23 protein-coding genes are annotated in these 23,231 nt (G+C 44.1%); 5 read left to right on the forward strand and 18 right to left on the reverse strand.

Annotated elements, in window-relative coordinates; all coding sequences use genetic code 11:
- Window positions 1-117: 117 nt before the first annotated feature.
- From rnhB to rpsB, 15 genes are all read right to left on the reverse strand, one after another.
- Entirely contained in the window at window positions 118-738 is a 621-nt protein-coding gene (gene rnhB, locus OCV44_RS10845) for a ribonuclease HII (RefSeq protein ID WP_139684063.1), read from the reverse strand.
- A gap of 92 nt (window positions 739-830) precedes the next feature.
- Window positions 831-2,027, reverse strand: coding sequence for a lipid-A-disaccharide synthase (gene lpxB / locus OCV44_RS10850; protein ID WP_139684064.1), 1,197 nt, complete (start codon window positions 2,025-2,027; stop codon window positions 831-833).
- Between the two features lie 129 nt (window positions 2,028-2,156).
- Complete coding sequence (gene lpxA / locus OCV44_RS10855; RefSeq protein WP_139684065.1) at window positions 2,157-2,945, reverse strand: acyl-ACP--UDP-N-acetylglucosamine O-acyltransferase; 789 nt, start codon at window positions 2,943-2,945, stop codon at window positions 2,157-2,159.
- A gap of 1 nt (window position 2,946) precedes the next feature.
- Window positions 2,947-3,399 (reverse strand): 3-hydroxyacyl-ACP dehydratase FabZ, encoded by a 453-nt coding sequence (fabZ, locus tag OCV44_RS10860; protein WP_009847408.1) that lies wholly within the window; start codon window positions 3,397-3,399, stop codon window positions 2,947-2,949.
- A gap of 93 nt (window positions 3,400-3,492) precedes the next feature.
- Window positions 3,493-4,524 carry a UDP-3-O-(3-hydroxymyristoyl)glucosamine N-acyltransferase gene (gene lpxD / locus OCV44_RS10865; protein ID WP_139684066.1) on the reverse strand — a complete coding sequence of 344 codons (1,032 nt, stop codon included), beginning with the start codon at window positions 4,522-4,524 and terminating at the stop codon, window positions 3,493-3,495.
- Window positions 4,525-4,529: 5 nt separating this feature from the next.
- A complete protein-coding gene (locus tag OCV44_RS10870; RefSeq protein WP_009847410.1) occupies window positions 4,530-5,030 on the reverse strand; it encodes an OmpH family outer membrane protein in 501 nt (166 codons plus the stop codon).
- A 27-nt stretch (window positions 5,031-5,057) separates the two neighbouring features.
- Window positions 5,058-7,463 (reverse strand): outer membrane protein assembly factor BamA, encoded by a 2,406-nt coding sequence (bamA, locus tag OCV44_RS10875; RefSeq protein WP_139684067.1) that lies wholly within the window; start codon window positions 7,461-7,463, stop codon window positions 5,058-5,060.
- Window positions 7,464-7,511: 48 nt separating this feature from the next.
- Window positions 7,512-8,870, reverse strand: a complete 1,359-nt coding sequence (gene rseP, locus OCV44_RS10880) for a sigma E protease regulator RseP (RefSeq protein WP_139684068.1) — start codon at window positions 8,868-8,870, stop codon at window positions 7,512-7,514.
- The gene (gene ispC, locus OCV44_RS10885; RefSeq protein WP_139684069.1) at window positions 8,867-10,075 is read right to left on the reverse strand and encodes a 1-deoxy-D-xylulose-5-phosphate reductoisomerase; all 1,209 of its coding nucleotides are present in this window, start codon (window positions 10,073-10,075) and stop codon (window positions 8,867-8,869) included. Before ispC ends, rseP begins: the two co-directional genes overlap by 4 nt.
- Before the next feature lie 51 nt (window positions 10,076-10,126).
- The gene (locus OCV44_RS10890; protein ID WP_139684070.1) at window positions 10,127-10,969 is read right to left on the reverse strand and encodes a phosphatidate cytidylyltransferase; all 843 of its coding nucleotides are present in this window, start codon (window positions 10,967-10,969) and stop codon (window positions 10,127-10,129) included.
- Window positions 10,970-10,985: 16 nt separating this feature from the next.
- Window positions 10,986-11,738 carry an isoprenyl transferase gene (locus tag OCV44_RS10895; protein WP_139684071.1) on the reverse strand — a complete coding sequence of 251 codons (753 nt, stop codon included), beginning with the start codon at window positions 11,736-11,738 and terminating at the stop codon, window positions 10,986-10,988.
- Window positions 11,739-11,836: 98 nt separating this feature from the next.
- Window positions 11,837-12,394 (reverse strand): ribosome recycling factor, encoded by a 558-nt coding sequence (gene frr / locus OCV44_RS10900; RefSeq protein WP_009847417.1) that lies wholly within the window; start codon window positions 12,392-12,394, stop codon window positions 11,837-11,839.
- Between the two features lie 98 nt (window positions 12,395-12,492).
- Entirely contained in the window at window positions 12,493-13,224 is a 732-nt protein-coding gene (pyrH, locus tag OCV44_RS10905) for a UMP kinase (RefSeq protein ID WP_009847418.1), read from the reverse strand.
- Window positions 13,225-13,380: 156 nt separating this feature from the next.
- Window positions 13,381-14,226: a translation elongation factor Ts gene (gene tsf / locus OCV44_RS10910; RefSeq protein ID WP_009847419.1), complete on the reverse strand. Its 846-nt coding sequence runs from the start codon at window positions 14,224-14,226 to the stop codon at window positions 13,381-13,383.
- A 137-nt stretch (window positions 14,227-14,363) separates the two neighbouring features.
- Window positions 14,364-15,095 carry a 30S ribosomal protein S2 gene (gene rpsB, locus OCV44_RS10915; protein ID WP_009847420.1) on the reverse strand — a complete coding sequence of 244 codons (732 nt, stop codon included), beginning with the start codon at window positions 15,093-15,095 and terminating at the stop codon, window positions 14,364-14,366.
- Window positions 15,096-15,553: 458 nt separating this feature from the next.
- Between rpsB and map the strand changes: the two genes are divergently transcribed.
- The 3 genes from map (at window position 15,554) to OCV44_RS10930 (ending at window position 19,795) form a co-directional block, all read left to right on the forward strand.
- Window positions 15,554-16,432 carry a type I methionyl aminopeptidase gene (gene map, locus OCV44_RS10920; protein WP_139684072.1) on the forward strand — a complete coding sequence of 293 codons (879 nt, stop codon included), beginning with the start codon at window positions 15,554-15,556 and terminating at the stop codon, window positions 16,430-16,432.
- Window positions 16,433-16,571: 139 nt separating this feature from the next.
- Window positions 16,572-19,193, forward strand: coding sequence for a bifunctional uridylyltransferase/uridylyl-removing protein GlnD (gene glnD / locus OCV44_RS10925; RefSeq protein WP_139684073.1), 2,622 nt, complete (start codon window positions 16,572-16,574; stop codon window positions 19,191-19,193).
- A gap of 218 nt (window positions 19,194-19,411) precedes the next feature.
- Window positions 19,412-19,795 carry a DUF3461 family protein gene (locus tag OCV44_RS10930; RefSeq protein WP_004734354.1) on the forward strand — a complete coding sequence of 128 codons (384 nt, stop codon included), beginning with the start codon at window positions 19,412-19,414 and terminating at the stop codon, window positions 19,793-19,795.
- A gap of 161 nt (window positions 19,796-19,956) precedes the next feature.
- On the opposite strand, the gene truC is transcribed toward OCV44_RS10930, so the two are convergent.
- Window positions 19,957-20,706, reverse strand: coding sequence for a tRNA pseudouridine(65) synthase TruC (gene truC / locus OCV44_RS10935; protein WP_009847423.1), 750 nt, complete (start codon window positions 20,704-20,706; stop codon window positions 19,957-19,959).
- Window positions 20,706-21,020, reverse strand: coding sequence for a YqcC family protein (locus OCV44_RS10940; protein ID WP_012604609.1), 315 nt, complete (start codon window positions 21,018-21,020; stop codon window positions 20,706-20,708). Before OCV44_RS10940 ends, truC begins: the two co-directional genes overlap by 1 nt.
- An 87-nt stretch (window positions 21,021-21,107) precedes the next feature.
- Here OCV44_RS10940 and OCV44_RS10945 point away from each other — a divergent pair, with 87 nt between their 5' ends.
- Together OCV44_RS10945 and OCV44_RS10950 are read left to right on the forward strand one after the other, a co-directional pair.
- Window positions 21,108-22,148, forward strand: a complete 1,041-nt coding sequence (locus tag OCV44_RS10945; RefSeq protein ID WP_139684074.1) for a DUF3549 family protein — start codon at window positions 21,108-21,110, stop codon at window positions 22,146-22,148.
- Between the two features lie 84 nt (window positions 22,149-22,232).
- Window positions 22,233-22,541, forward strand: a complete 309-nt coding sequence (locus tag OCV44_RS10950; protein ID WP_009847426.1) for a DUF3301 domain-containing protein — start codon at window positions 22,233-22,235, stop codon at window positions 22,539-22,541.
- Here the strand turns inward: OCV44_RS10950 and OCV44_RS10955 are convergent.
- A complete protein-coding gene (locus OCV44_RS10955; protein WP_139684075.1) occupies window positions 22,507-23,025 on the reverse strand; it encodes a GNAT family N-acetyltransferase in 519 nt (172 codons plus the stop codon). The genes OCV44_RS10950 and OCV44_RS10955 overlap by 35 nt on opposite strands.
- Window positions 23,026-23,231: the final 206 nt, after the last annotated feature.

A 23,231-nucleotide genomic window follows, 5' to 3' on the forward strand; every position in this document is an offset into this window, starting at 1 on the left:
CCTAGGATTACAACTGTGTGTATTCTATTTTTTTCTAGCGTCACTAAGCAACTTTATTCGATGCTAAGCTCTAGTTTACGTAAAGCTCTAATCTATATAGAGCTTATTCAATTCGCTCTAATCTATGCCAAGAATACGTTTTACTGGCTTAAAGCTTTTACGGTAATGCTCGGTTACGCCATGTTTTTCAATCGCTTCAAAATGCGCTTTGGTCGGGTAACCTTTATGTTTAGCGAAACCAAATTCGGGATGGATCTTATCAAGTTCTTCCATCTCTTGGTCACGAACCACTTTAGCGATGATAGACGCTGCACTGATTTCAGCCACTCGCAAATCCCCTTTCACAATCGCCAGACCGGCCATCGGTAGTTCAGGAACACGGTTTCCATCTATTAGCGCCATATCAGGTTGAACACTCAGCCCGGCAATTGCACGCTGCATCGCGACCATAGTCGCTTGTAAGATATTCAACTCATCAATTTCTTGTGGGGAACAACGACCCACAGACCATGCCAAGGCTTTCTCTTTTATTTCAGGAAGCAGAGCAAGGCGCTTTTTCTCAGACAGTTTTTTTGAATCGTTCAAGCCTTCGATTGGGTTATTAGGATCGAGGATAACCGCAGCGGTAACAACATCACCAACCAACGGCCCACGCCCCACTTCATCAACACCGGCAAATAACTGGTAGCCTTGAGGATACTCAAAAGGAGGAAGTTCTTTTTTCTCTTTTACAGCCATGACAATTCTCTTTGTAACCTTTAAAACAAGTAACTAATAAACAATTACTTAGCAAGCCATTAAGTAGTAAACCATTACCTAGTAAAAACGCTTTATGACTCAACAAATGGTCGATTAATCAGTTTCAATACCGCGTTAGCTGCTTGTTTATCTGCGCCTTTACGGATCCAGTGATGCATTTCAGTAAAGCGTTCGATCAACGCTGTATTGTCCGCTGAGAGCATTTTATCGACTGATGGGAAAAGGTAATCTGGGTGACACTCTTCAAGAATGTGTTCTTTTACGATTTCTTCACCCGCTAGGATATTCGGTAACGAAACGAATTCGGTAATCGACAATTTCTTCACGATATAACCGGTGAGCTTGTTGACCTTGTAGCCTACAACCATCGGGCGCTTAAGCAACATACATTCGAGAGCAACAGTACCAGAAGCTAACAAAACTGAATCAGCAGCGGTAATCACGTTAGTAGCTGTATCTTCCACCAAAGTAAATTCAAGTTCAGGCGCAGTCGATTGCCAGATCTCGGTAAACTGTTTCTTACGCTGTTCATTAACCAGCGCAACGACAAAATTGATATCAGGGTATTTCTGCTTAATGCGCTGGCACGTTTCGATAAATGGTTGAGCAATCAAACTCATCTCACCACCACGGCTACCCGGCAATACCGCTAGCCACTGTTTATCTTGTTCTAAACCTAAAAGATCGCGAGCTTCCTGCTTATTTGGGTCTAGAGGGATAGCGTCGGCCAAGGTATGACCAACAAATTCACAGGCAACATTGTATTTGTCGTAGAACGCCTTTTCGAATGGTAAGAAAGCCAGTACCAAGTCGGTTGCTTTATCGATTTTAAAGATACGCTTCGGACGCCATGCCCATACTGAAGGGCTGACATAATGAACAGTCTTAATGCCCGCGTTCTTAAGATCCAATTCAAGTCTTAGGTTGAAGTCAGGCGCATCAATACCCACAAAAACATCTGGCGGGTTTTGAGTGAAATATTTAACCAGTCCCGCTTTCACTTTTAGCAAGCGAGGTAAACGGCCAAGCACTTCTACAAGTCCCATTACGGCAAGCTCTTCCATCTCAAAAAGAGACTCACAACCCAACGCCTTCATTTTTGGTCCGCCAATACCCACGAATTCAGCATTCGGGTACTGTCGTTTAATGGCCTTGATAAAGCCTTCGCCAAGCGTGTCACCAGAGAGTTCTCCGACAACGATACCTACGCGTAGAGGTTCATTCGAAACAAAGTCCGAGCTATTGGTTGCTGCTTCTTGCTGTGCCATAGTTTTCCAATTCCCTTCTTGCCTAAAACAAAAAAGATCGCCTAACGAGTAGCGATCTTTTTGTTATACCAATCTAATAAAGTAATTATTGTCATACTCGTGTTGATTGGTACATAACCACATCAAGTATTAACGAATAATACCGCGCTCAGAGCTCTCTAGCATTTCTAACATAGGAGTTACCGAAGCAAACTCTTTCGCCATTTCAACTAAAGCGGCTTTCGCTTCTTCAAGTGTTTTGCCTGAACGGTATAACTCTTTGTACGCTTTCTGTAATGCTCGAATTTCTGGTTTCTCAAATCCGTTACGCTTCAAGCCCACTAGGTTGAGGCCGAATGGAGCGGCATGATTACCCTGTGCAAGCACGTACGGCAGTACATCTTGAACAACCGCAGAACAGCCGCCAATGTAAGCGTAAGCACCAATTGAACAAAATGGGTGAATAGCAGAAAGCGCCATAACACCAGCATAATCGCCAACCGTCACGTGACCGCCAAGGATAGCGTTGTTACCAATGTGAGTGTGGTTTCCAACGATTACATCATGCGCTACGTGAGCATTTACACAAAGTAAGTTGTCGTCACCAATCACTGTGGTTGCTTTGTCTTGAGTTGTACCACGGTGGATCTGAACTGCTTCACGAATCACATTACGGTCACCGATCACAACAGTCGTGTCTTCACCACCGTATTTCTTATCTTGGTTTTCTTCTCCAATCACTGCGTGTGGGAAGATTCGGTTTTCTTTACCAATGGTTGTGTGACCTTTGATCACAACATGCGACATCACTTCAGTGTCGTCACCAATTGTCACGTTACCAGCAATGTAAGTGAAAGGACCAACCGTCACGTTAGCACCGATAGTTACATCACCTTCGATTACTGCTGCCGGGTGAATTTTCGCTGTTTCATGAATCATATTAAAACTCTCTACGAGCACATTTAAGTTCAGCTGAACATACAACTACGCCGTCAACTTTCGCTACACCGTTGAACGATGCAATGCCACGACGTTCTTTTAAGAACTCAACTTCGATAACCAATTGGTCACCTGGCACTACTGGCTTACGGAACTTCGCTTTATCTACGCTAGCAAAGTAGTAAAGCTCATTACCAGAAGGAGCACCAAAAGATTTAAATGCTAGAAGACCTGTTGCTTGCGCCATTGCTTCTAAGATCAACACGCCTGGGAATACAGGAAGTTGTGGGAAGTGGCCTGTGAACTGAGGTTCGTTAACAGAAACATTCTTAATCGCAGTCAGTGTTTTTTCTTTTTCAAAGCTAGTCACACGATCAACCATTAAGAATGGGTAGCGATGAGGTAATAGTTCCTGAATTTCAGTAATGTTCATCGTTGTCTGTTCAGTAGTCAAAGTCGTATTCCTATGTATATTCTTTATTTAATGAGAAGGATTATAAACGAAAAAGACTCGCTGTACGCGAGCCTTTTATTAGAAATGCTGGAATTATGATTCCGCGCTGTTCTCGATAAGTTTTTCAACGGTTTTCAAACGCTTGTTCATTTCATCAATACGATGAACTCGCGTTGCTGTTTTACGCCAATCTTTATTTGGCTGCAAAGGAATACCTGAAGAGTACATGCCTTTTTCGGTGATACTACGCATTACCATCCCCATACCGGTGATTGTAACGCCGTCAACGATTTCTATATGACCATTAATCACACAACCGCCACCAATAATACAGTACTTACCTATCGTTGTGCTGCCGGCGATGATAGTACCACCTGCAATAGCAGAACCATATCCGATGTGAACATTATGAGCTATCTGAAGTTGGTTATCTAAGATAACGTTATCTTCAATAATAGTGTCATCTAATGCGCCACGGTCAACGGTAGTACACGCGCCGATTTCTACGCGGTTACCAACACGAACTGAACCGACTTGCGGGATCTTAACCCACTCGCCTTTCTCATTCGCATAACCAAAACCATCGGATCCAATCACTGTACTAGATTGAATCAAACATGCTTCGCCAATCACCACTTCATGGTAAACACTTACGTTAGCCCAAAGCTTAGTACCTGCGCCAATTTTTGCATTTTTACCAATAAAACAACCAGCACCGATAACAACATCATCACCAAGTACTACGCCAGTTTCAATCACAGCATTGGCACCAATAGACACATTTTGTCCAATGGTTGCATCACCAGAGATTGAAGCAGAATCAGCAATAGCCGCAGCTGGTGCTGGCGTAATATCAAGCGCTTGAGCAACCTTAGCAAAAGCAACATAAGGGTCGCTGACCACAATAACGTTGGTCTTACACAGTTCTCGCTCGCTCTCTTTAACCATAATAGCGGATGCTTTACAGTCACCAAGGTGCTTGCTGTACTTCACGTTAGAAAGGAACGTAATATTTCCTTCTTGCGCTTTATCCATAGGAGCGACTGCTGAAACGGTAACTGTACCGTCTCCGTGTAGCTCTCCACCGGTAATCGTTGCCAATTCGGCTAAGGTCAGATTCTTCATAAAACTTATTTCAGTGATTTAATTACTTTTTCAGAGATGTTGTATTCTGGCTTGCCGTACTGCAGAGCTTGAATATCAACGATCATGTCGTAGCCTTCTTTCTCTGCAACTTTAGTTACAGCATCTTGAATTACTTTGAATAGCTTCTGCTTCTCTTGTGCTTCACGACGTTGGCTTGCTTTTTCTAGTGCTTGAGCTTTGATTTTGTATTTGCTGTCTAGTTGGCCGACTTCAATACGAAGTTTCTCTACTTCATCAGGCCCTAATAGCTCACCATCACGCTTAAGCTTTTCAATCTTAGTCTTAGCTTCCGCTTGGATACTTTGAAGCTCAGCAGCTTTATCTTTGAACTCTTCCTGCATTTTTTGAAGAACAACTTCACGCTGAGGTAGAGCCTGGAATACTTGTGCAGTATTTACATAGCCCACTTTTTGCGCAGCTTCAGCCGCTGTTGCAAAGAAAGAAGAGCTAAGAACTACAAGGCCTAAACCTGCTGCTTTAATCATATTTTTCAAAATATTGTCCTTTAAAGATTAGAAAGTTCTACCAATGGTGAATGTGAAGAATTCTTCGTCATCGCCTTCGTAGATTTTAATTGGTTTCGCTAGAGAGAAAACCAATGGTCCCATCGGTGACATCCACTGAAGAGCGGCACCATAAGATGAACGGTAATTTGTTGGGTCAGAGTAATCGTAGTAGTACTGTTGACCGCTATTCGGTGCGCCACGGTCTACGAATTCGGTATCCCATACACTTGCCATATCGAAGAACACACTAGTTCGAATCTGACTGCGAGCTTCATCAGAAGCAAACGGTGTTGGTACGATTAACTCTACGCTAGCCAAAGCAACCGCATTACCACCAACCGAATCATCGGTTGCAGAATTGTACGTAGGGTTGTTGCCCGTGCTATTTCCGTAAACAGCTTTTGGACCCGCTGAGTTAGAACCAAAACCACGTAGTGTTGTAAAACCACCCGCGTAGTAGTTTTCGTAGAATGGGAACAAGTTATCATTACCATCCGTTTGGCCATAACCGTTACCATAGCCTAATCGACCACGCATCAATAGTGTGAACTCATGCTTTTTAGTCAACGGAATGTAATGTTTTACATCGTATTGCGCTTTGAAGTATTTAGCATCCGAACCGGGTACTGTCATTTTCGCGAAAGCACGTTGGTGGTTACCTTCAGTAGGGAAGAAGCCACGGTTAAGGTTGTTGCGCGTCCAAGAGATATTGATATCGAAGTCATCGGTTAAGATGTGTTCGTCACCGTATTGGTCAATACTTCTCGCAAACTGTTCAACTTGAATATAGGTAGGAACGTTACCGATCTTGTTATGCGTATAACCAAAACCAAACTCGAGACGGTTCAGCTCATCCATAGGGAAACCCCATGTTAAGCTCGTACCATAACTTTGGTTGGTATAATCGACAATACCCGCTTCAGAGGCTTCAAATTCGTTGTAGAAGATTTTGCCGCCCATACTCACGCCATCAAGGTTCCAGTATGGGTCGCGGTAGTCTAAGCTCACATTCTTTTGGTAATCGTTCATCATGGCGCTTACGCCAACACGGTTACCAGAACCTGCAAAGTTATCTTGCTGTAAACCAACCTGGAAGCTGACACCCGATTCAGTACCGTAGCCAACACCGAAGTTGACGCTACCCGAGTTCGCTTCCTTAACGTTGTAAACCAGATCCACTTGGTCTTCACTGCCAGGAACACGTACCGTTTGCACATCAACCGTTTCAAAAAAGCCTAAACGGTTAAGACGGCTCTTACCTGTATCAATCGACTTGGAGTTCAGCCAGCTGCCTTCCATCTGACGCATTTCACGACGCAGTACTTCATCTTTCGTTGAGTTGTTACCCGTGAATCGAATATCACGAACGTAGATACGGCTGCCCGCTTCTACATTGATAACCAACGACACTTCTTTGGTCTCATCGTCAAATTCAGGAATCGTACGAACTTGTGGGTACGCATAGCCAGATTCGCCTAGAATTCGTTTTACGCTCTCTTCTAAAGACGTTACAGAAGAGCCGTTATATATATCGCCATCTTCGAATGGCACTAACGCTTCGAAGTCAGCCTCGCGGCCGATAAGCTCACCACGGAAAGCGACATCCTTAACGGTGTAAGCTTCGCCTTCATCAAGGCCCAACGTGATGTAGACACCTTTCTTATCAGGAGAGATCGCAACCTGAGTCGAATCTACCTTAAACTTAAGGTAACCACGGTCAAGGTAGTAAGACTTCAGAGCTTCGATATCACCCGCTAACACTTGCTTCTGGTATTTTTCATCCGCAAGGAAATTCCACCATGCAACATCAACGTTTAAGTTGAAACGACTCAGTAGATCAGCGTCAGAGAAAACTTCATTACCGATAAAGTTAATTTGCTGAATCTTAGCGGACACACCTTCAGTAAATACAAACTTAAGGTCAGAACGATTACGAGGCAAAGGCGTTACAACCGCTTTTACTGTCGCGTTGTACTTACCAACACTGTAGTAAAAATCTTCAAGGCCTTTCTCTATGTTACTCAGCGTAGTGCGGTCAAGGGCTTCACCTTCACGAACACCAGATGCATCTAGGTTCTGCTGAAGTTGTTCTTCTTTGATCGCCTTGTTACCTGAGAATGAGATGCTTGCGATGGTCGGTCGTTCTTTGACTTGAACAACTAAAACATCATCATCGCGAAGGACTTTAACGTCCTCAAAGTTGCCTGAAGCATACAGTGCACGAATGATCTCAGATACATCGCCGTCATCCACTTCATCGCCAATACGTACTGGCATTTTCAGTAGAGCTGCACCAAGTGCAACACGCTGTAAACCTTCGATCTTGATATCTTGAACTACAAAGTTTTGTGCTCCGTTCGCAGCCACACTAGTGGCCAATAGACTTGCGAACAGAATTTGCTTAATCGCCATACTTATTCTAATTATTCCTTGCTACTACCAATGCCTGTGAGAAACCATTCACAGACGAGTAAAATCATTAAATATTGCCAGAGCCATCAAAGAGAAGAGGATTGCGCCTCCTACTCTGTATCCCATTTCTTGAACTTTTTCAGGTACAGGTTTACGAGTAACGGCCTCAATAGCGAAAAAGAGCAAATGTCCGCCATCAAGCATAGGCAGCGGAACCAAATTAATAATCCCCAAGTTAACACTAATCAGAGCCAAAAAACCTAGGAAGTAAACCAAACCGTAATCGGCGGTTGCCCCTGCGCCTTTAGCAATTGAAATTGGGCCACTCAAGTTATTTAAGCCAACATCACCAACGATGAGCTTCTTAAGCATTGTCAGCGTCAAACCTATGATTTGACCTGTTTTATCAAATGCTTTTCCTACAGACTCAATTACACCAAATTGTAACTCAAAGCGATAATCTTCTGGCCATTCTGCGACTTCGGGAGCAATACCCGCATAGCCAATTGTAGAACCATCAGAAAGCTCTCGGCTTTTTGGCGTCATAATCAATGACTGCTCAGCACCATTTCTCAACACAACAAGGTCTAATGACGTCATCGGGTTTGCGCGAATTAACTCGACTACCGACTTCCACTGCTCAATAGGCTGACCATTAACTTCAACAATTTTGTCGCCAGCCTCTAGCCCTGCAGAATATGCGGCACCGTCATCAATAACTTGAGCGAGTACTGTCGATATTTCTGGAGAATACGGTCTAAAACCAAGCGTTGTCATTGCTGACTCAGTTTCTGGGTTGAACGACCAATCAGAAATATCCAATATTATCTGTTGTTCAAAGCCGATGTCGTCTTGAGAAGAAACCGTTACTGTCATGGACTCATCACCAATATGTGATATCAAACCCAAGTTTACTGATTCCCAATCTGCGGTTTTGATTCCTGAAATAGATTTAAGTTCCATTCCACTTTCAATTCCGGCTTGTGCCACGATAGATTGAGGCGTTACCTCTCCAATCACAGGCTTAACCGCAGGAACACCAATCAAAAAAACCAGCCAATATGCGAACACGGCAAATATAAAATTGAATGCTGGACCGGCTCCCACAATCGCCGTTCGTTTCCACAACGGTTTCTTATCAAAAGCGTATTGCTGTTCGTCTTCTGAAAGGTCATCAACACGACCATCAAGCATCTTAACGTAGCCGCCCAATGGAATGACTGACAAGCTGTATTCCGTTCCATCACGGCCAACTTTACTCCAGATCGACTTACCAAAACCAATCGAGAATTTTTCTACTTTCACACCGCAGCGACGAGCAACCCAGAAGTGTCCAAATTCATGAACAGCGACCAGAATACCAAGCGCTACAATAAAGGATGCGAAGTTCCACAGAATTCCACTCATGCTAGCTGCTCTTTTATAAATTGAATGGCTATTTGACGAGACATATTATCGAGCTCGAGAAGGCTTTCCAAGCTATCTAAGCCCTCAGAGTTATGTTGTTCACATACTTTGCTCATAACATGCTCGTTAATGATAGCAATATCGGTAAACTTCACTTGATTGTTCAAGAAAGCATCGACTGCAATTTCGTTTGCCGCATTAATTGCGGTTGTTGCATGCTGACCCAAATAACACGCCTCAATGGCTAATCTCAAACATGGGTAACGAGTTAAATCGGGCTCTAAGAAGGTAAGCTCGCCCACTTTGGTGAAATCCAGAGGCTTAACCCCCGCTTCCGTACGTTCTGGGTAAGACATCGTCAATGCGATTGGGGTCGCCATATCGGGCTCGCCCATTTGAGCCAGTACCGAGCCATCCTTGTACTGAACCATAGAATGAATCACAGACTGAGGATGAATAATCACTTTCAACTGCTCTTGAGAGGCATTAAATAGCCACTTAGCCTCAATGTACTCTAAGCCTTTATTCATCATAGTTGCTGAGTCGACAGAGATCTTAGGGCCCATTGACCAGTTTGGGTGTGCAATAGCGCGAACCGGTGTTACCGAATCTAACTCTGCAACATCCGTATAGCGAAAAGGACCACCAGAGCCGGTCAAAAGAATATGGTTGATACCGTTCTCTTCTAAATCACAACGGCCTAGCTTGGTTTGCACATTCTGAGGTAAGCATTGAAAGATAGCATTGTGCTCACTGTCGACAGGAAGCAGTTCAGCACCGTACTTTTCCACGGCGTCGATAAACAACTGTCCAGACATCACCAAGGCTTCTTTATTAGCAAGTAAAATACGCTTACCAGCCTTAACCGCAGCCATTGTAGGAAGCAAACCTGCCGCTCCCACAATCGCAGCCATTACCGTGTCCACTTCATCTAGAGAAGCGACCTGACACATGCCTTCAGAACCAGAAAGAACTTTGATGTTTGGGTAATTTGCAGACAACACTTCAGTCAGCTTAGATGCTGCATCAGGGCAAGCCATAGCAACATAGCTTGGTTGCCACTTTTCAACTAACGCCAGCATCTTTTCAACATTCGAGCCAGCAGCCATTGCTACGACCGAATAGAGATCTGGGTTTTGTTCAACGACTTTTAGTGTACTTGCACCAATTGAGCCGGTAGCGCCAAGGATAGTTAGATTTCGCATCACATATGACCGTAGAAATGTAATAAAGGGCAGAATCACTGCCCTTTTTTATTAGAATGCTAAATAAAGCAGAGCAAAGACAGGGAATGCAGCCGTTAAGCTATCTATTCTATCAAGTATACCACCATGACCAGGAATCAGATTACTGCTGTCTTTGACCCCAGAAACACGTTTAAACATGCTTTCAACAAGATCACCAAGAACAGAAATAACGACGGTCACCAGAGTGATAACAATCATTTGAAGAGGACTTGTGAATTGGATATCAAACAAGTCAGCAAAGATCCAGGCCACGATCACTGCTGTAATGATGCCACCAATAAGACCTTCAATCGTTTTATTAGGACTCACCGCAGGGGCCATCTTGCGCTTGCCAAAGCTCTTTCCTGAAAAATAAGCTCCACTGTCTGCTGCCCAAACAAGCAAGCAAACGAACATCACCAATTTTGCGCCGTGGTAAGGATCAACATCGATACCGTTAGCACGCAGGATAACCACACTCCAGAAGAAGGGTAGCAGAGTCAGCACGCCAAATGCGTGACGAAGAATGGATGAGTCTTTCCATGCAGGCATAGACTTGGGATAAGTCACTGCCATACCACTTGCGATTACCCACCAAATCGAACCAATCGTTAGAATGGCGTAGTGAACACTCGATAAGTTGTTAAGGCTAAATGCATCAAAAGGGATAAAAGCAAAACTCGCAGCACTTACCACAACTGTTGGAATCAAGGCTAAATAACGCGATTTGCTTTCAACAAACTGAGTCCACTCCCAAAAGCCCAGTAGCGAGATTACCGCTAGTGAAAGAATAAATGTGGGAAGTGATAACTCGAAAATACCTAGAATAACTAGGGGAGCTAAAATCAACGCCGTAATAATTCGTTGTTTCAAACCAAAAAAATCCTTATTAACTGTCCATCAGAGCTTTAATTTGCTCACCTGTGCATCCAAAACGACGCTCGCGGTTTACAAACCAAGTCACAGCTTCTACTAAGCTGTCTTCATTAAAGTCTGGCCAGAATTGTTCAGTGAAATACATTTCGGCGTAAGCCAATTGCCAAAGCATAAAGTTACTAATGCGGCACTCGCCACTGGTGCGGATAAGTAGATCGACTTCTGGAATATCTGACATAGTCAGGTGCTGTGTAATCATAGCTTCATCAATGTCTTCTACATTAATATCGCCAGACTTAACCTGTTGAGCAATCGAAGTCATCGCTTGCTGGATATCCCACTTACCGCCGTAGTTAGCCGCAATATTAATAACCATACCCGTATTGGTGCTAGTCAAAGCTTCCGCTTCTTCTATTTTCTTTTGTAGTCGCGCATTAAAACGACTTTTATCACCAATAACACGAAGTTGTAGATTATTTTTATGAAGCTTTTTTACTTCACTCGACAGCACTGAAATAAACAGCTCCATCAAGAGACCCACTTCTTCTTCAGGACGACGCCAATTTTCGCTACTAAAAGCAAAAAGAGTTACGGCTTTAATGCCAAGTCTGGCAGCTGAAGATATGGTTTTTCGAACGGCTTGAACGCCATTTTTATGGCCAAAGACACGAGGCTTACCTTGAGCTTTTGCCCAGCGACCATTGCCATCCATAATGATAGCAATATGCTTAGGAAGAGAGTCTGTGAACGCTTGAGAATTATGCATAAAAGAGTGAATCAAATTCTAATAGTCGAACAGAATAGCATAAAAAAACGCTGCACCGTGAGTACAGCGTTTTTCCTGAAAGAAAAGAATATGGAAAATTAAACTTCCATCAACTCTTTTTCTTTAACTGCTAGAACTTCGTCTACGTTCTTAACCGCAGCGTCAGTTAGCTTTTGAATTTCGTCTTGTGCTTTACGATCTTCGTCTTCTGAAATTTCTTTGTCTTTAAGAAGCGCTTTTAGATCGCCATTCGCGTCACGACGGATGTTACGGATAGCAACACGGCCACCTTCAGCTTCGCCACGAACGATTTTAACTAGGTCTTTACGACGCTCTTCCGTTAGCGGTGGAAGTGGAACGCGAATAACCGTACCTGCAGACATAGGGTTTAAGCCTAGGTCAGAAGTCATGATTGCTTTTTCAACAAGAGGAGTCAGTGTTTTATCAAACACTGTAATTGCTAGTGTACGTGCGTCTTCAGCAATAACGTTAGCTACTTGAGTCAAAGGCGTTGGTGCACCGTAGTACTCAACGGTAAGACCAGAAAGTAGGCTCGGGTGAGCACGGCCTGTACGGATTTTTTGTAGGCTGTTTTTTAGTGCATCAACACTTTTTACCATGCGCTCTTGAGCGTCTTTTTTGATTTCGTTAATCACAATTTCACCTTGATTATGTTCTTTCTTCAAGAAAGCTTTTTATTTGGAGTGATAAGGATAAGCTTACCGAAGCACTATACTTCAGTAAGCCCGAAAAATTAGTCAGCGTCGCTGATTAATGTACCTTCAGTTTCACCCATAACCACGCGACGTAGTGCGCCTGGTTTATTCATGTTAAATACACGGATTGGCATTTTGTGGTCACGTGCTAGCGTAAATGCAGCCAAGTCCATTACTTTCAATTCTTTCTCAAGAATTGTGTTGTAAGACAACGTATCATACAACTCTGCGTCTGGGTTTGCTACTGGGTCAGCAGTAAATACACCATCTACTTTTGTTGCTTTTAGAACTACGTCAGCTTCGATTTCGATACCGCGTAAACATGCAGCAGAGTCTGTAGTAAAGAATGGGTTACCCGTACCAGCAGAGAAGATCACAACACGACCTTGACGTAGTTGGCTGATTGCGTCTGCCCAGTTGTAGTCGTCACACACACCTTTAAGAGGAATTGCTGACATTACACGTGCATTTACGTAAGCACGGTGTAGAGCGTCACGCATTGCAAGGCCGTTCATTACCGTTGCAAGCATACCCATGTGGTCACCAACAACACGGTTCATACCCGCTTCTGCTAGGCCTGCGCCACGGAATAGGTTACCACCACCGATAACAACACCAACTTGAACGCCTAGTTCAACTAATTCTTTTACTTCTTGAGCCATACGATCAAGGATCGTTGGGTCAATACCAAAACCTTCTTCGCCTTGTAGCGCTTCACCGCTAAGTTTTAACAGAATACGTTGATACGCTGGTTTAGGGTTCGTAGTCATGGAGCTTACCTTCCAAAGAGTTGATGATTAACAGTCATGGATAAAAACTGAAGAGCTCAGTTTGCATTCATAACAGCTAAAAGTCGGAAATAATTCATTATTCATAAAAAGACCGCAGCATTTGCCACGGTCTCTTTTCAAACAATACGCTAAGGATTAACCTTTTTGTACCGCTGCAACTTCGTCTGCGAAGCTCATTTCAGCTGCTTTCTCGATACCTTCACCAACTTCTAAACGAACGAAGGTAGTAACTGATGCGCCTTTCTCTTTAAGAATGTCAGCAACAGTTTTCTTAGGTTCCATGATGAAAGCTTGACCAGTAAGAGATACTTCGCCCGTGAATTTCTTCATACGGCCGATAACCATTTTCTCAGCGATCTCTTGTGGTTTGCCTTCGTTCATAGCGATTTCAACTTGAACAGCTTTTTCTTTTTCTACTACGTCAGCAGGTACGTCAGATGGGTTAACGTACTCAGGCTTAGAAGCAGCAACGTGCATAGCGATGTGCTTAAGCGTTTCAGCTTCGCCTTCACCAGCAACAACAACACCGATTTTCTCGCCGTGACGGTAAGAAGCTAGTGCAACACCTTCAACAAGCTCAACGCGACGGATGCTGATGTTCTCACCGATCTTAGTTACTAGAGCGATACGAGCGTCTTCAAACTTAGCTTGAAGTGCAACGATGTCTAGACGTTCAGCTAGAGCAACTTCAGCAACTTCGTTAGCGAATGCAAGGAAACCTGCATCTTTAGCTACGAAATCAGTTTGGCAGTTCACTTCAAGAAGAGCAGCAACGCCAGCTTCTTCTTTAATGATGATTGCGCCTTCAGCAGCAACGTTACCAGCTTTTTTAGCTGCTTTCGCTGCGCCAGATTTACGCATGTTTTCAATTGCTAGCTCGATGTCGCCTTCAGCAGCAACAAGCGCTTTTTTACATTCCATCATGCCCGCAGCTGTGCGTTCACGAAGTTCTTTAACTAGAGCTGCAGTTACAGTTGCCATTCTCTATTCCTCAGTAAATTCTAAAAAAGATAAAAAACAGGGGCCTAATTAATTGGCCCCTGATATTGACTGTATTCAGTTCTTAAGCCATCGATTATGACCGCTTAATATGAACTAAATATGGCTCAGAGCCGCTATTATTCAGCTTCTACAAAACCGTCTTTTTCAGCAGCTACAGCAGCAACATCTTTGTTACGACCTTCTTTAACCGCGTCTGCAGCAGCGTTTAGGTAAAGCTGTACTGCACGGATTGCATCATCGTTACCAGGGATAACGAAGTCAACACCGTCTGGGTTAGAGTTAGTATCAACTACAGCGTAAACTGGGATACCTAGGTTGTTTGCTTCTTTAACTGCGATGTGTTCGTGATCAGCATCGATAACGAATAGAGCGTCTGGAAGGCCGCCCATGTTCTTGATACCACCAAGAGACTTCTCTAGCTTCTCCATTTCACGAGTGCGCATTAGAGCTTCTTTCTTAGTAAGCTTGTCGAAAGTACCGTCTTGAGCTTGCGCTTCAAGTTCTTTCAGACGCTTGATAGACTGACGAACAGTTTTGTAGTTCGTTAGCATACCGCCTAACCAGCGGTTGTTAACGTAGAACTGGTTGCTGTTGATAGCAGCTTCTTTAACAGCTTCAGATGCAGCGCGCTTAGTACCAACAAAAAGAACTTTACCTTTCTTCTCGCCAACTTTAGCGATTTCAGCTAGAGCGTCGTTGAACATTGGTACAGTTTTTTCTAGGTTGATGATATGTACTTTGTTACGAGCACCAAAGATGAATGGCTTCATTTTTGGGTTCCAGTAACGAGTTTGGTGACCGAAGTGAACACCAGCTTTAAGCATATCGCGCATTGATACAGTTGCCATTTTAAAATCCTCTATGGGGTTAGGCCTCCACATCCCCCATGAATCCGACCCCTAACAACTAACCACTTTTCAGCCGTTATCTGTGTTGTTGAGGCACCCCGGAACATGTGTCGGAATGTGTGTGATTTAAAGAAATAAGTTAGTGGACACAAAGCTTGTTTCGCCAATTGGAGAAAACAGTCCTGATGTCCGGCGCGCTTTATACCATATTTTGTCTATCTATGGCTAGAAAAAAATCTAAAAATGGCGACTGCTATACTGATCCCTAGCGGTGAATTTTCTCTATAAAATAGTGTCCTATTCAAATCGCGTCTGCGTCATTAAACCGAACATTATCTACTCAGACTGAGCAGTATCCACCAACATTGTGCGGACATGGGAATGTTGCGCTAAAATGCTGCACTGATAGAATAGCCCCAATATGCACACTTAGGTGCTACCAAATTAAGAGATATGCAATGGCTGTAAAAATTAAAACTGCTGAAGAAATTGAAAAAATGCGCGTTGCCGGCAAGCTGGCTTCTGAAATTCTAGAGATGATTGAACCTCACATCCAAGTAGGTACAACGACAGAAGAACTGAACAAAATCTGTCACGAGTACGCTCTAGAGAGAGGCGCATATTCAGCACCACTTGATTACCACGGTTTCCCTAAGTCTATCTGTACGTCTATCAACCACATTGTGTGCCACGGTATTCCAGCATCACAAGATGAAACTGGTAGCACAGGTCAATTCAAACCTGCAGTATTGAAAGATGGCGATATTCTAAACGTTGATATCACGGTAATTGTTCCTGATGATAAAAATGCAGACCTAAGCACTCGTCCTCAAGGTTACCACGGTGACACCTCTAAGATGTTCCTTGTGGGTGAAGTTTCACCAGCAAACAAACGTCTATGCATGGTTGCTCAAGAAGCACTTTACGAAGGCATGCGCCAAGTTAAACCAGGTGTTCAACTTGGCCAAGTTGGTACTGCTATCGAGAAGTACATCAAGACAAACAACAAGAATAACCCACGCGCTAAGTTCTCTATTGTTAAAGATTACTGTGGTCACGGCATTGGTTCTGAGTTCCACGAAGATCCACAAGTCGTTCACTACAAAAACAGCGATCGCACAGTACTAAAAGCAGGCATGTGTTTCACAATCGAGCCAATGATCAATGCAGGTAAGTTTGGCTGCCGTCTTGATGACGAAGATAGCTGGACAGTGTACACAGCAGACAGCAAAAACTCTGCACAGTGGGAGCACACACTGGTTGTAACTGAGACAGGTTGTGAAGTTCTAACACTACGCAGCGATGATACGATTCCACGTATCATGAAGAACGCTTAGTTCAACAAACTGAGCACCTCAGACTTTTAAAAATATCCTCGCATTGTCGAGGATATTTTTTTATCCGCTCAATTTCGATTTTGCATCAGCTTCTGTTAAATTGTTTACTATTCTCACTTGCTTGCACGGATAGCAGACTATGCCTTATCAATGCCCTATTACGTTCAATGACGAACAACTTGAAATCTGCGAATTAAAAAATCAACTCGAAATCTTCACGCAGTATCAAAAGAGTGAATTTCTAAATCATCATCCAGTTACCGATTTGGTTCTGTTGCGCTCCGAATACATGGATTTGCTTCTCAATCGTTTATGGGATCATTTTGGATTTAGCAAACTGCCGCATATCGCACTGGTCGCTGTAGGCGGCTATGGCCGTGGTGAACTACACCCTTTATCCGATATTGATATTCTCATCGTCTCGCAAAAAACTCTGCCACCAGCACTAGGTGAGAAAGTCAGTCAATTCATCACCCTACTGTGGGATTTGAAGTTAGAGGTCGGCCACGCAGTTCGTACCATTGCCGAGTGTCTTGAGATTGGCATTGATGACTTAACCGTTGCGACCAACTTGCAAGAGTCACGTTTACTATGCGGAAGTGAAGACACCTTTCAAGAGTTAAAACTAAAGATTCATTCCGATTCATTTTGGCCAAGTGAGACCTTCTATAAGGCGAAGATTCAAGAACAGAAAGAGCGTCATGCTCGTTATCACGACACGACATATAATCTAGAACCGGATATCAAATCAACTCCAGGCGGGCTCAGAGACATCCACACCCTAAGTTGGGTAGCACGTCGTCACTTCGGTGCGACTTCTTTGTTAGAAATGAGCAAGTATGGCTTTCTTACCGATGCTGAATATCGTGAACTCGTGGAGTGCCAAGATTTCTTATGGCGAGTTCGCTTTGCACTGCACATAGAGCTGCGCCGTTATGACAACCGACTTACCTTTGCACACCAAGCTCAAGTGGCAGAACACCTTGGTTATACCGGTGAAGGCAATCGTGGTGTCGAGATGATGATGAAAGAGTTCTACCGAACACTTCGTCGTGTAGCTGAGCTCAATAAGATGCTGCTTAAGTTGTTTGACCAAGCAATCATTAACGGTGGTCAAACACAAGAAGCTGAGATTCTCGACAGTGACTTCCAACGTCGTGGTTCATTGATCGAAGCGCGTAAGCCTGCCCTATTCCAAGCGCGACCAGAAACGATTCTCGATATGTTTATCCATATCGCGAATGACTCGTCGATCGAAGGGGTGAGTCCGCCAACCTTACGACAACTGCGTACGGCACGTCGCCGATTGAACCGCTTCCTGCATACCATCCCTGAAGCTCGTGACAAGTTCATGGATTTGGTTCGCCATCCTAACGCACTGCACAAAGCCTTTAGCTTGATGCATAAATTGGGCGTGCTCTCGGCCTATTTGCCACAGTGGAGTCAAATTGTCGGCCAAATGCAGTTTGATCTGTTCCACGTTTACACCGTTGATGAACACAGTATTCGTCTACTCAAGCACATCAACCGCTTTAGTCAGATCGAAAACCACGATAAGCACCCGATTTGTTGTGAAGTCTATCCACGCGTACAGAAGAAAGAACTCCTGATCCTGGCGGCTATTTTCCACGATATCGGCAAAGGCCGTGGCGGAGACCACTCAGAGATTGGTGCTGTTGAAGCTTACTCTTTCTGTATTGAACACGGGTTATCGAAGCCTGAAGCCAAACAAGTCGCGTGGCTAGTACAAAACCACCTGTTGATGTCAGTGACCGCTCAGCGCCGTGATATCTACGATCCGGATGTGATTACCGAATTCGCCAAGAAAGTTCGCGATGAAGAATCACTTGAGCTTTTGGTTTGTCTAACGGTAGCCGATATCTGTGCAACCAACCCTGAGCTATGGAACAGCTGGAAACGTACCCTACTCGCAGAGCTATTCCATTCTACGCAGCGAGCACTGCGTCGCGGCTTGGAAAACCCAGTCGATGTCAGAGACCGTATTCGTCACAATCAACAAATGGCATCAGCACTGCTGCGTAAAGAAGGTTTCACGGCTCGTGAAATTGAGGTGTTGTGGCAGCGTTTCAAAGCTGACTATTTCTTGCGTCATACACACTCTCAAATCGCATGGCACTGTGAACATTTACTTCGCTTAGAAGATCCGAGCCAACCTTTAGTGCTTATCAGCCAAAAAGCGACACGTGGCGGCACAGAGGTATTCGTTTACTGTAAAGACCAAGCGGCACTCTTTGCGACCGTGGTTGCCGAGCTCGATAGACGCAACTTTAACGTTCACGACGCACAGGTCATGGTCAGTAAAGATGGCCACGTTTTGGATACCTTTATCGTACTGGATCAGCACGGTGAAGCGATTGATGAAACAAGACACAAAGCCGTTGCGAAACATCTAACTCATGTTCTAGCTGATGGCCGTCCAACTAAGATTAAGACACGTCGCACGCCTCGAAACTTGCAGCATTTCAAGGTAAAAACTCGGGTTGAGTTCCTACCAACTAAGAGCAAGAAGCGCACCTTGATGGAGTTGAGAGCTCTTGATACACCGGGGTTGTTGGCTCAAGTCGGCGCAACCTTTGCTGAGTTAGACATCAATTTGCACGGCGCTAAAATTACCACCATCGGCGAACGTGCAGAAGATTTGTTTATTCTGACCAGTGACGCGGGAGGAAGGTTGTCTGAAGAACAAGAACAAGCCTTAAGAGAAAGATTAACCGAACACGTTTCAGAACTCGCACCTTAGAAAGCTAATTTAGAGCTAGAAGTAAGTTGTGACTAGGAAACAAGTTTAGCTCTTGGAGCTGCTTTAATAGCCAAATAAGTGTGGGCAAAGATAGAGAGCGATCTTGCCCACAACTTACAATCAATTCACAGATATCAACTATCTAGCTCGTCGTTAGGCTGCTACATTGATCAAGTCAATTACATAAAAGTATTACATTCATAACCTAGAGGTCGCTTATGTATCCAAACCTCACTGGCTTAGGTATCCACGAACCTAAACAGATTGAACGTTACTCCCTTCGCCAAGAAGCGCACAAAGATATCCTGAAGATTTACTTTCGTAAGCAGAAAGGTGAACTGTTCGCGAAAAGCGTTAAGTTTAAGTACCCGCGACAAGTAAAAAGTGTGCTTGTTAGCGGCGGCAATAATCAATACAAAGAAGTGACCGAGATTAACCGCAACCTCACTCTTGTGATTGATGAACTCAACAAGATCACCAAACCGACGCCAACGGCTGAGGTGGATGTGAAGCAGAAGATCCTTACTGACTTACGCCATCTAGAAAAAGTGGTATCAAGCAAGATCGCAGAGATCGAAGCCGATCTAGAAAAACTTAAATGATCCCACGATTAACTGTTAGCGATTAACTATCAACTAACCAACATTAGTTATGTTGTTAAGGTCGCACAGACGTCAAAAAGGGCTGATATCACTATCAGCCCTTTGTTTTTATTCTATTTTCTCTATTCACTTAGACTCGCAATTGCTTAAACACGCGTGACTTACTTCGATAAGCAAGTTTGAGCATCGATTAAGTTGGCGTCCCACTCAAAAGTTTCAAACAACCTTAACCACGTTTCATCTAAGTTCGCCTTCATCACCAATTCTTCTTTAGTGAAAGGATGAATGAAGCGCAATTCAGAAGCATGCAGCAACAGACGGTGTGAGTCTAAATCATCACGGAACAGTCGGTTATGCTTACCATCACCATGTGAAGTATCGCCCACGATTGGGTGTCTTAGATGAGCCATGTGACGACGCAGCTGATGTTTACGTCCTGTTTTTGGCATCATCTCAACTAAGCAATAACGACTGGTAGGAAAACGGCCTGTTGAATACGGCACTTCGACTTTCGCTAACGGCTCGTACACAGTGACGGCTTCTTGTGGTTCTTTATCTTCTTTCGCGAACTTATCGGCGATCTTATCCAGCTCAACCTTAAGCGCATAATCGAGCGTATCGCCCTCTTCTATCCAACCACGCACAATCGCATGATAGGTTTTTTGCATCTCGTGGTTGGCGAACATCGGCATCACCTCAGAGGCAACTTCACTCGACAGAGCAAACACCAATACGCCAGACGTTGGACGGTCTAAGCGATGCAGAGGAAATACGTGCTGACCAATTTGGTCGCGCAGAGTCTGCATCACAAACTGAGTCTCGTGTTTATCCAACCATGAGCGATGCACTAGCATACCCGCAGGCTTATTCACCGCGACAAAATACTCATCTTGATAAATGATCTCTAACATTACGCGCATACCTCATCAATGCTCTGAATCGTCACTAGCAGTTCAGCTTTGTCTGCCTCATTTTTCCACACTTCACCAAAATAAGGATGAATCGCAAAGCCTTTCGGTAGGCTCATTTGGGCATCCATCATTGCGTTGATCTTTACGATAAAGATCCACTGCAACCACTCTTCTGGCTGTAGCGAGTCAATCGCAAAAGGCTCAACGCTCGCCAAAGCTTCATCCGAAGGCGAAACATCACTCCATAGCGAACATTGGCGCATTTGTTGTTCTAATTGTTGAAGTAAAAGAGGTAACTTTGTGGCAGCTGTCATTTTTCACCAAGTTATTTATCTAGTGACCTTGAAATTGGGGCATAGAGTACCATCTATTTAGGAAAGAAAGTTAGGAGCTTTATTACTATGGAAACCATTCACACGCTCACTCAGTTACTAAAGAATAGCGGTTGCCAATACGACATCTACGACCTAGGTCGTCGTATCCAGAAAATCGACAACACCCTATTCTCTGATGTTGAGCAGGGGAAACAGCCATACCCGTTTCCACTTCAGAAACAAGCTCACTTAGCGATTAGCTACTGGAACGAACACAAGCAACCTTGGATCTGGTTCCTAAAATTCAAACTCGATGAAAGAGGCTTACTGCATCAAGGGGATGTGGGTAATTTTCTTAAGTTTGTTATCGAAGCGATGGGCACTCGTTTGAACGGTGATATCAGCGAAGAGCAACAACAAAAGCTGTCAAACAACCCTTATACCTTCAAGCCTTCTGAAGACAAAATGGCCGTATTCCATAGCCAAGTAAGAGCAGGATTAGACCTCGCGACGAGCCAATATTACGAGCACGCTCAGCATTACTTCACAGGTGAGCTTGGTTGGGATAACTGGAAAACCGTTGGTCTTCAAGGCATCACCGATATGTGTGCTCGCTTAGGCAGTCAGCAAAACGGTGTCGCTATTCGCAAAGCATTGAATAAACTGCCATCAGAGCCGCTATACGCAACACTAGGGGCGCTTGAGCACACGCAAATCAATGATAAGCTCGCTCAACGCTTACAAGAAATGGCAGACAATGAGATTAACAGTCAAGAGCCGGATCTGTTCTTACTGTCAGCTTTGGTTCGTGCCCTTTCCGGTGCAGAACAAGGGATCGCGAATAACATCATTAACCAAGTGCTCGCTAGTCCACGCTTGAGCCACCAAGAAGTGTTAATTGGTTTAGCGGGTCGCAGCTGGCATGCGCTACAAGACCCTGCGATTGCTGAGCAATTCTTGCTGCGTCTCGCACAAACGGGCAATCAAAACCTGTTCAATCAGTTATTTGCAGATTTAGTGATGATTCCGACACTAAGAATGGTATTTTTACCCTTGTTGAATTCGAACCCATCACCAGAACTCGCAAACGCATTGATTGAGTTACAACAAGCGGCTAAGTCGCAATAAAAACTAGACAGAACAGCTCAGTAGTTCGTAACAATAAGCTAAAAACACGATTGGAATAGAAAGATAAAAGGAAGTGTGGACTAAATGATAGATAACTTAGTGGCTATTTTGATGCTGTGCTTCTTTTGCTTTCTGTTTTGGCAGCAGCGCAGGCAATCCGAGCTTGCGAAAGCTGCCATTGCGAGAAAGTGTAAAGAGCTAGACCTACAATTATTAAGTGTCGCCTTCAACGGTCATAAACTTAAGATGCGCCATGAGCTCACGACCATTTGGCGCTGGCATACTGTGTACCATTTTGAATTTTCGGCGTTAGGTGATGACCTGTACCAAGGAAAACTGACCATGGTGGGCTTCCGCTCTATGCGGTTTGAGCTACAGCCTCATAGAATGTAACGTCGCAGTGCGCGTTATAGCTATATTCATGATAAGGGCCAAACGAATCTTGTTTGGTTTCCTTAAATTCAAATCCTAGTTTTTCTAATAACTTAATCGATGGGTTGTGGCCGACATTCACAGTCGCAACAACACTCGTTAGGCGCTCTTCAAAACACACCAAACTTAAAAATGGTTTTAGCACCTCACTAGCAAAGCCGCGATTCCAATACTCTTTATCCAAAATAAAGCCAAGCTCATGCCTACCCTCTTGTGATGAAATAAAGACATGTCCAAGATATTCACGGGTTTGGTTGTGGATGATAGCGCGGCAGAAGCCGACGTTGTCTTGCAGTATCTCTTGAAATAAGAACTTCGCAGAGGCAATAGAGTGCGGCCCATTCATTTCAGAACGATTAACGGGGCAGCAATTCAACTTGATAAAGTCGTGTTGTAGCTGTTCGGTATAAGGTACCAACAGCGTTCTTGAGGTTGCTATCGTCATAAAACACTCCTTGTGTTGACCATTAGCAGAAAAGCAGATGTCGCGATCTTAGATAAAAGCTCCTGAATTAAAGAGCCCCCTAGAGAGAAGAAAAGTCTCAGATAAAGAAAAGCCCCGACACCGAAGTGTCAGGGCTAGGGTCTTACTCGCAGCAGTCCGGCTACTAATAAATGCTCCATGCATCATCCATAATAGTGGCTGTAATC

The organism is Vibrio tasmaniensis, assembly GCF_024347635.1.
GTDB lineage: Bacteria > Pseudomonadota > Gammaproteobacteria > Enterobacterales > Vibrionaceae > Vibrio > Vibrio tasmaniensis.

Coding starts and splice junctions, on each gene's coding strand:
- lpxD (WP_139684066.1), bottom strand. CDS start 4,524: ATGAAGAATCTGACCTTAGCCGAATTGGCAACGATTACCGGTGGAGAG.
- OCV44_RS10870 (WP_009847410.1), bottom strand. CDS start 5,030: ATGATTAAAGCAGCAGGTTTAGGCCTTGTAGTTCTTAGCTCTTCTTTC.
- map (WP_139684072.1), top strand. CDS start 15,554: ATGGCTGTAAAAATTAAAACTGCTGAAGAAATTGAAAAAATGCGCGTT.
- OCV44_RS10955 (WP_139684075.1), bottom strand. CDS start 23,025: ATGACGATAGCAACCTCAAGAACGCTGTTGGTACCTTATACCGAACAG.
- OCV44_RS10940 (WP_012604609.1), bottom strand. CDS start 21,020: ATGACAGCTGCCACAAAGTTACCTCTTTTACTTCAACAATTAGAACAA.
- OCV44_RS10930 (WP_004734354.1), top strand. CDS start 19,412: ATGTATCCAAACCTCACTGGCTTAGGTATCCACGAACCTAAACAGATT.
- pyrH (WP_009847418.1), bottom strand. CDS start 13,224: ATGACTACGAACCCTAAACCAGCGTATCAACGTATTCTGTTAAAACTT.
- glnD (WP_139684073.1), top strand. CDS start 16,572: ATGCCTTATCAATGCCCTATTACGTTCAATGACGAACAACTTGAAATC.
- lpxB (WP_139684064.1), bottom strand. CDS start 2,027: ATGGCACAGCAAGAAGCAGCAACCAATAGCTCGGACTTTGTTTCGAAT.
- tsf (WP_009847419.1), bottom strand. CDS start 14,226: ATGGCAACTGTAACTGCAGCTCTAGTTAAAGAACTTCGTGAACGCACA.
- rnhB (WP_139684063.1), bottom strand. CDS start 738: ATGGCTGTAAAAGAGAAAAAAGAACTTCCTCCTTTTGAGTATCCTCAA.
- OCV44_RS10945 (WP_139684074.1), top strand. CDS start 21,108: ATGGAAACCATTCACACGCTCACTCAGTTACTAAAGAATAGCGGTTGC.
- rseP (WP_139684068.1), bottom strand. CDS start 8,870: ATGAGTGGAATTCTGTGGAACTTCGCATCCTTTATTGTAGCGCTTGGT.
- OCV44_RS10950 (WP_009847426.1), top strand. CDS start 22,233: ATGATAGATAACTTAGTGGCTATTTTGATGCTGTGCTTCTTTTGCTTT.
- truC (WP_009847423.1), bottom strand. CDS start 20,706: ATGTTAGAGATCATTTATCAAGATGAGTATTTTGTCGCGGTGAATAAG.
- bamA (WP_139684067.1), bottom strand. CDS start 7,463: ATGGCGATTAAGCAAATTCTGTTCGCAAGTCTATTGGCCACTAGTGTG.
- OCV44_RS10895 (WP_139684071.1), bottom strand. CDS start 11,738: ATGCATAATTCTCAAGCGTTCACAGACTCTCTTCCTAAGCATATTGCT.
- rpsB (WP_009847420.1), bottom strand. CDS start 15,095: ATGGCAACTGTATCAATGCGCGATATGCTTAAAGCTGGTGTTCACTTC.
- ispC (WP_139684069.1), bottom strand. CDS start 10,075: ATGCGAAATCTAACTATCCTTGGCGCTACCGGCTCAATTGGTGCAAGT.
- lpxA (WP_139684065.1), bottom strand. CDS start 2,945: ATGATTCATGAAACAGCGAAAATTCACCCGGCAGCAGTAATCGAAGGT.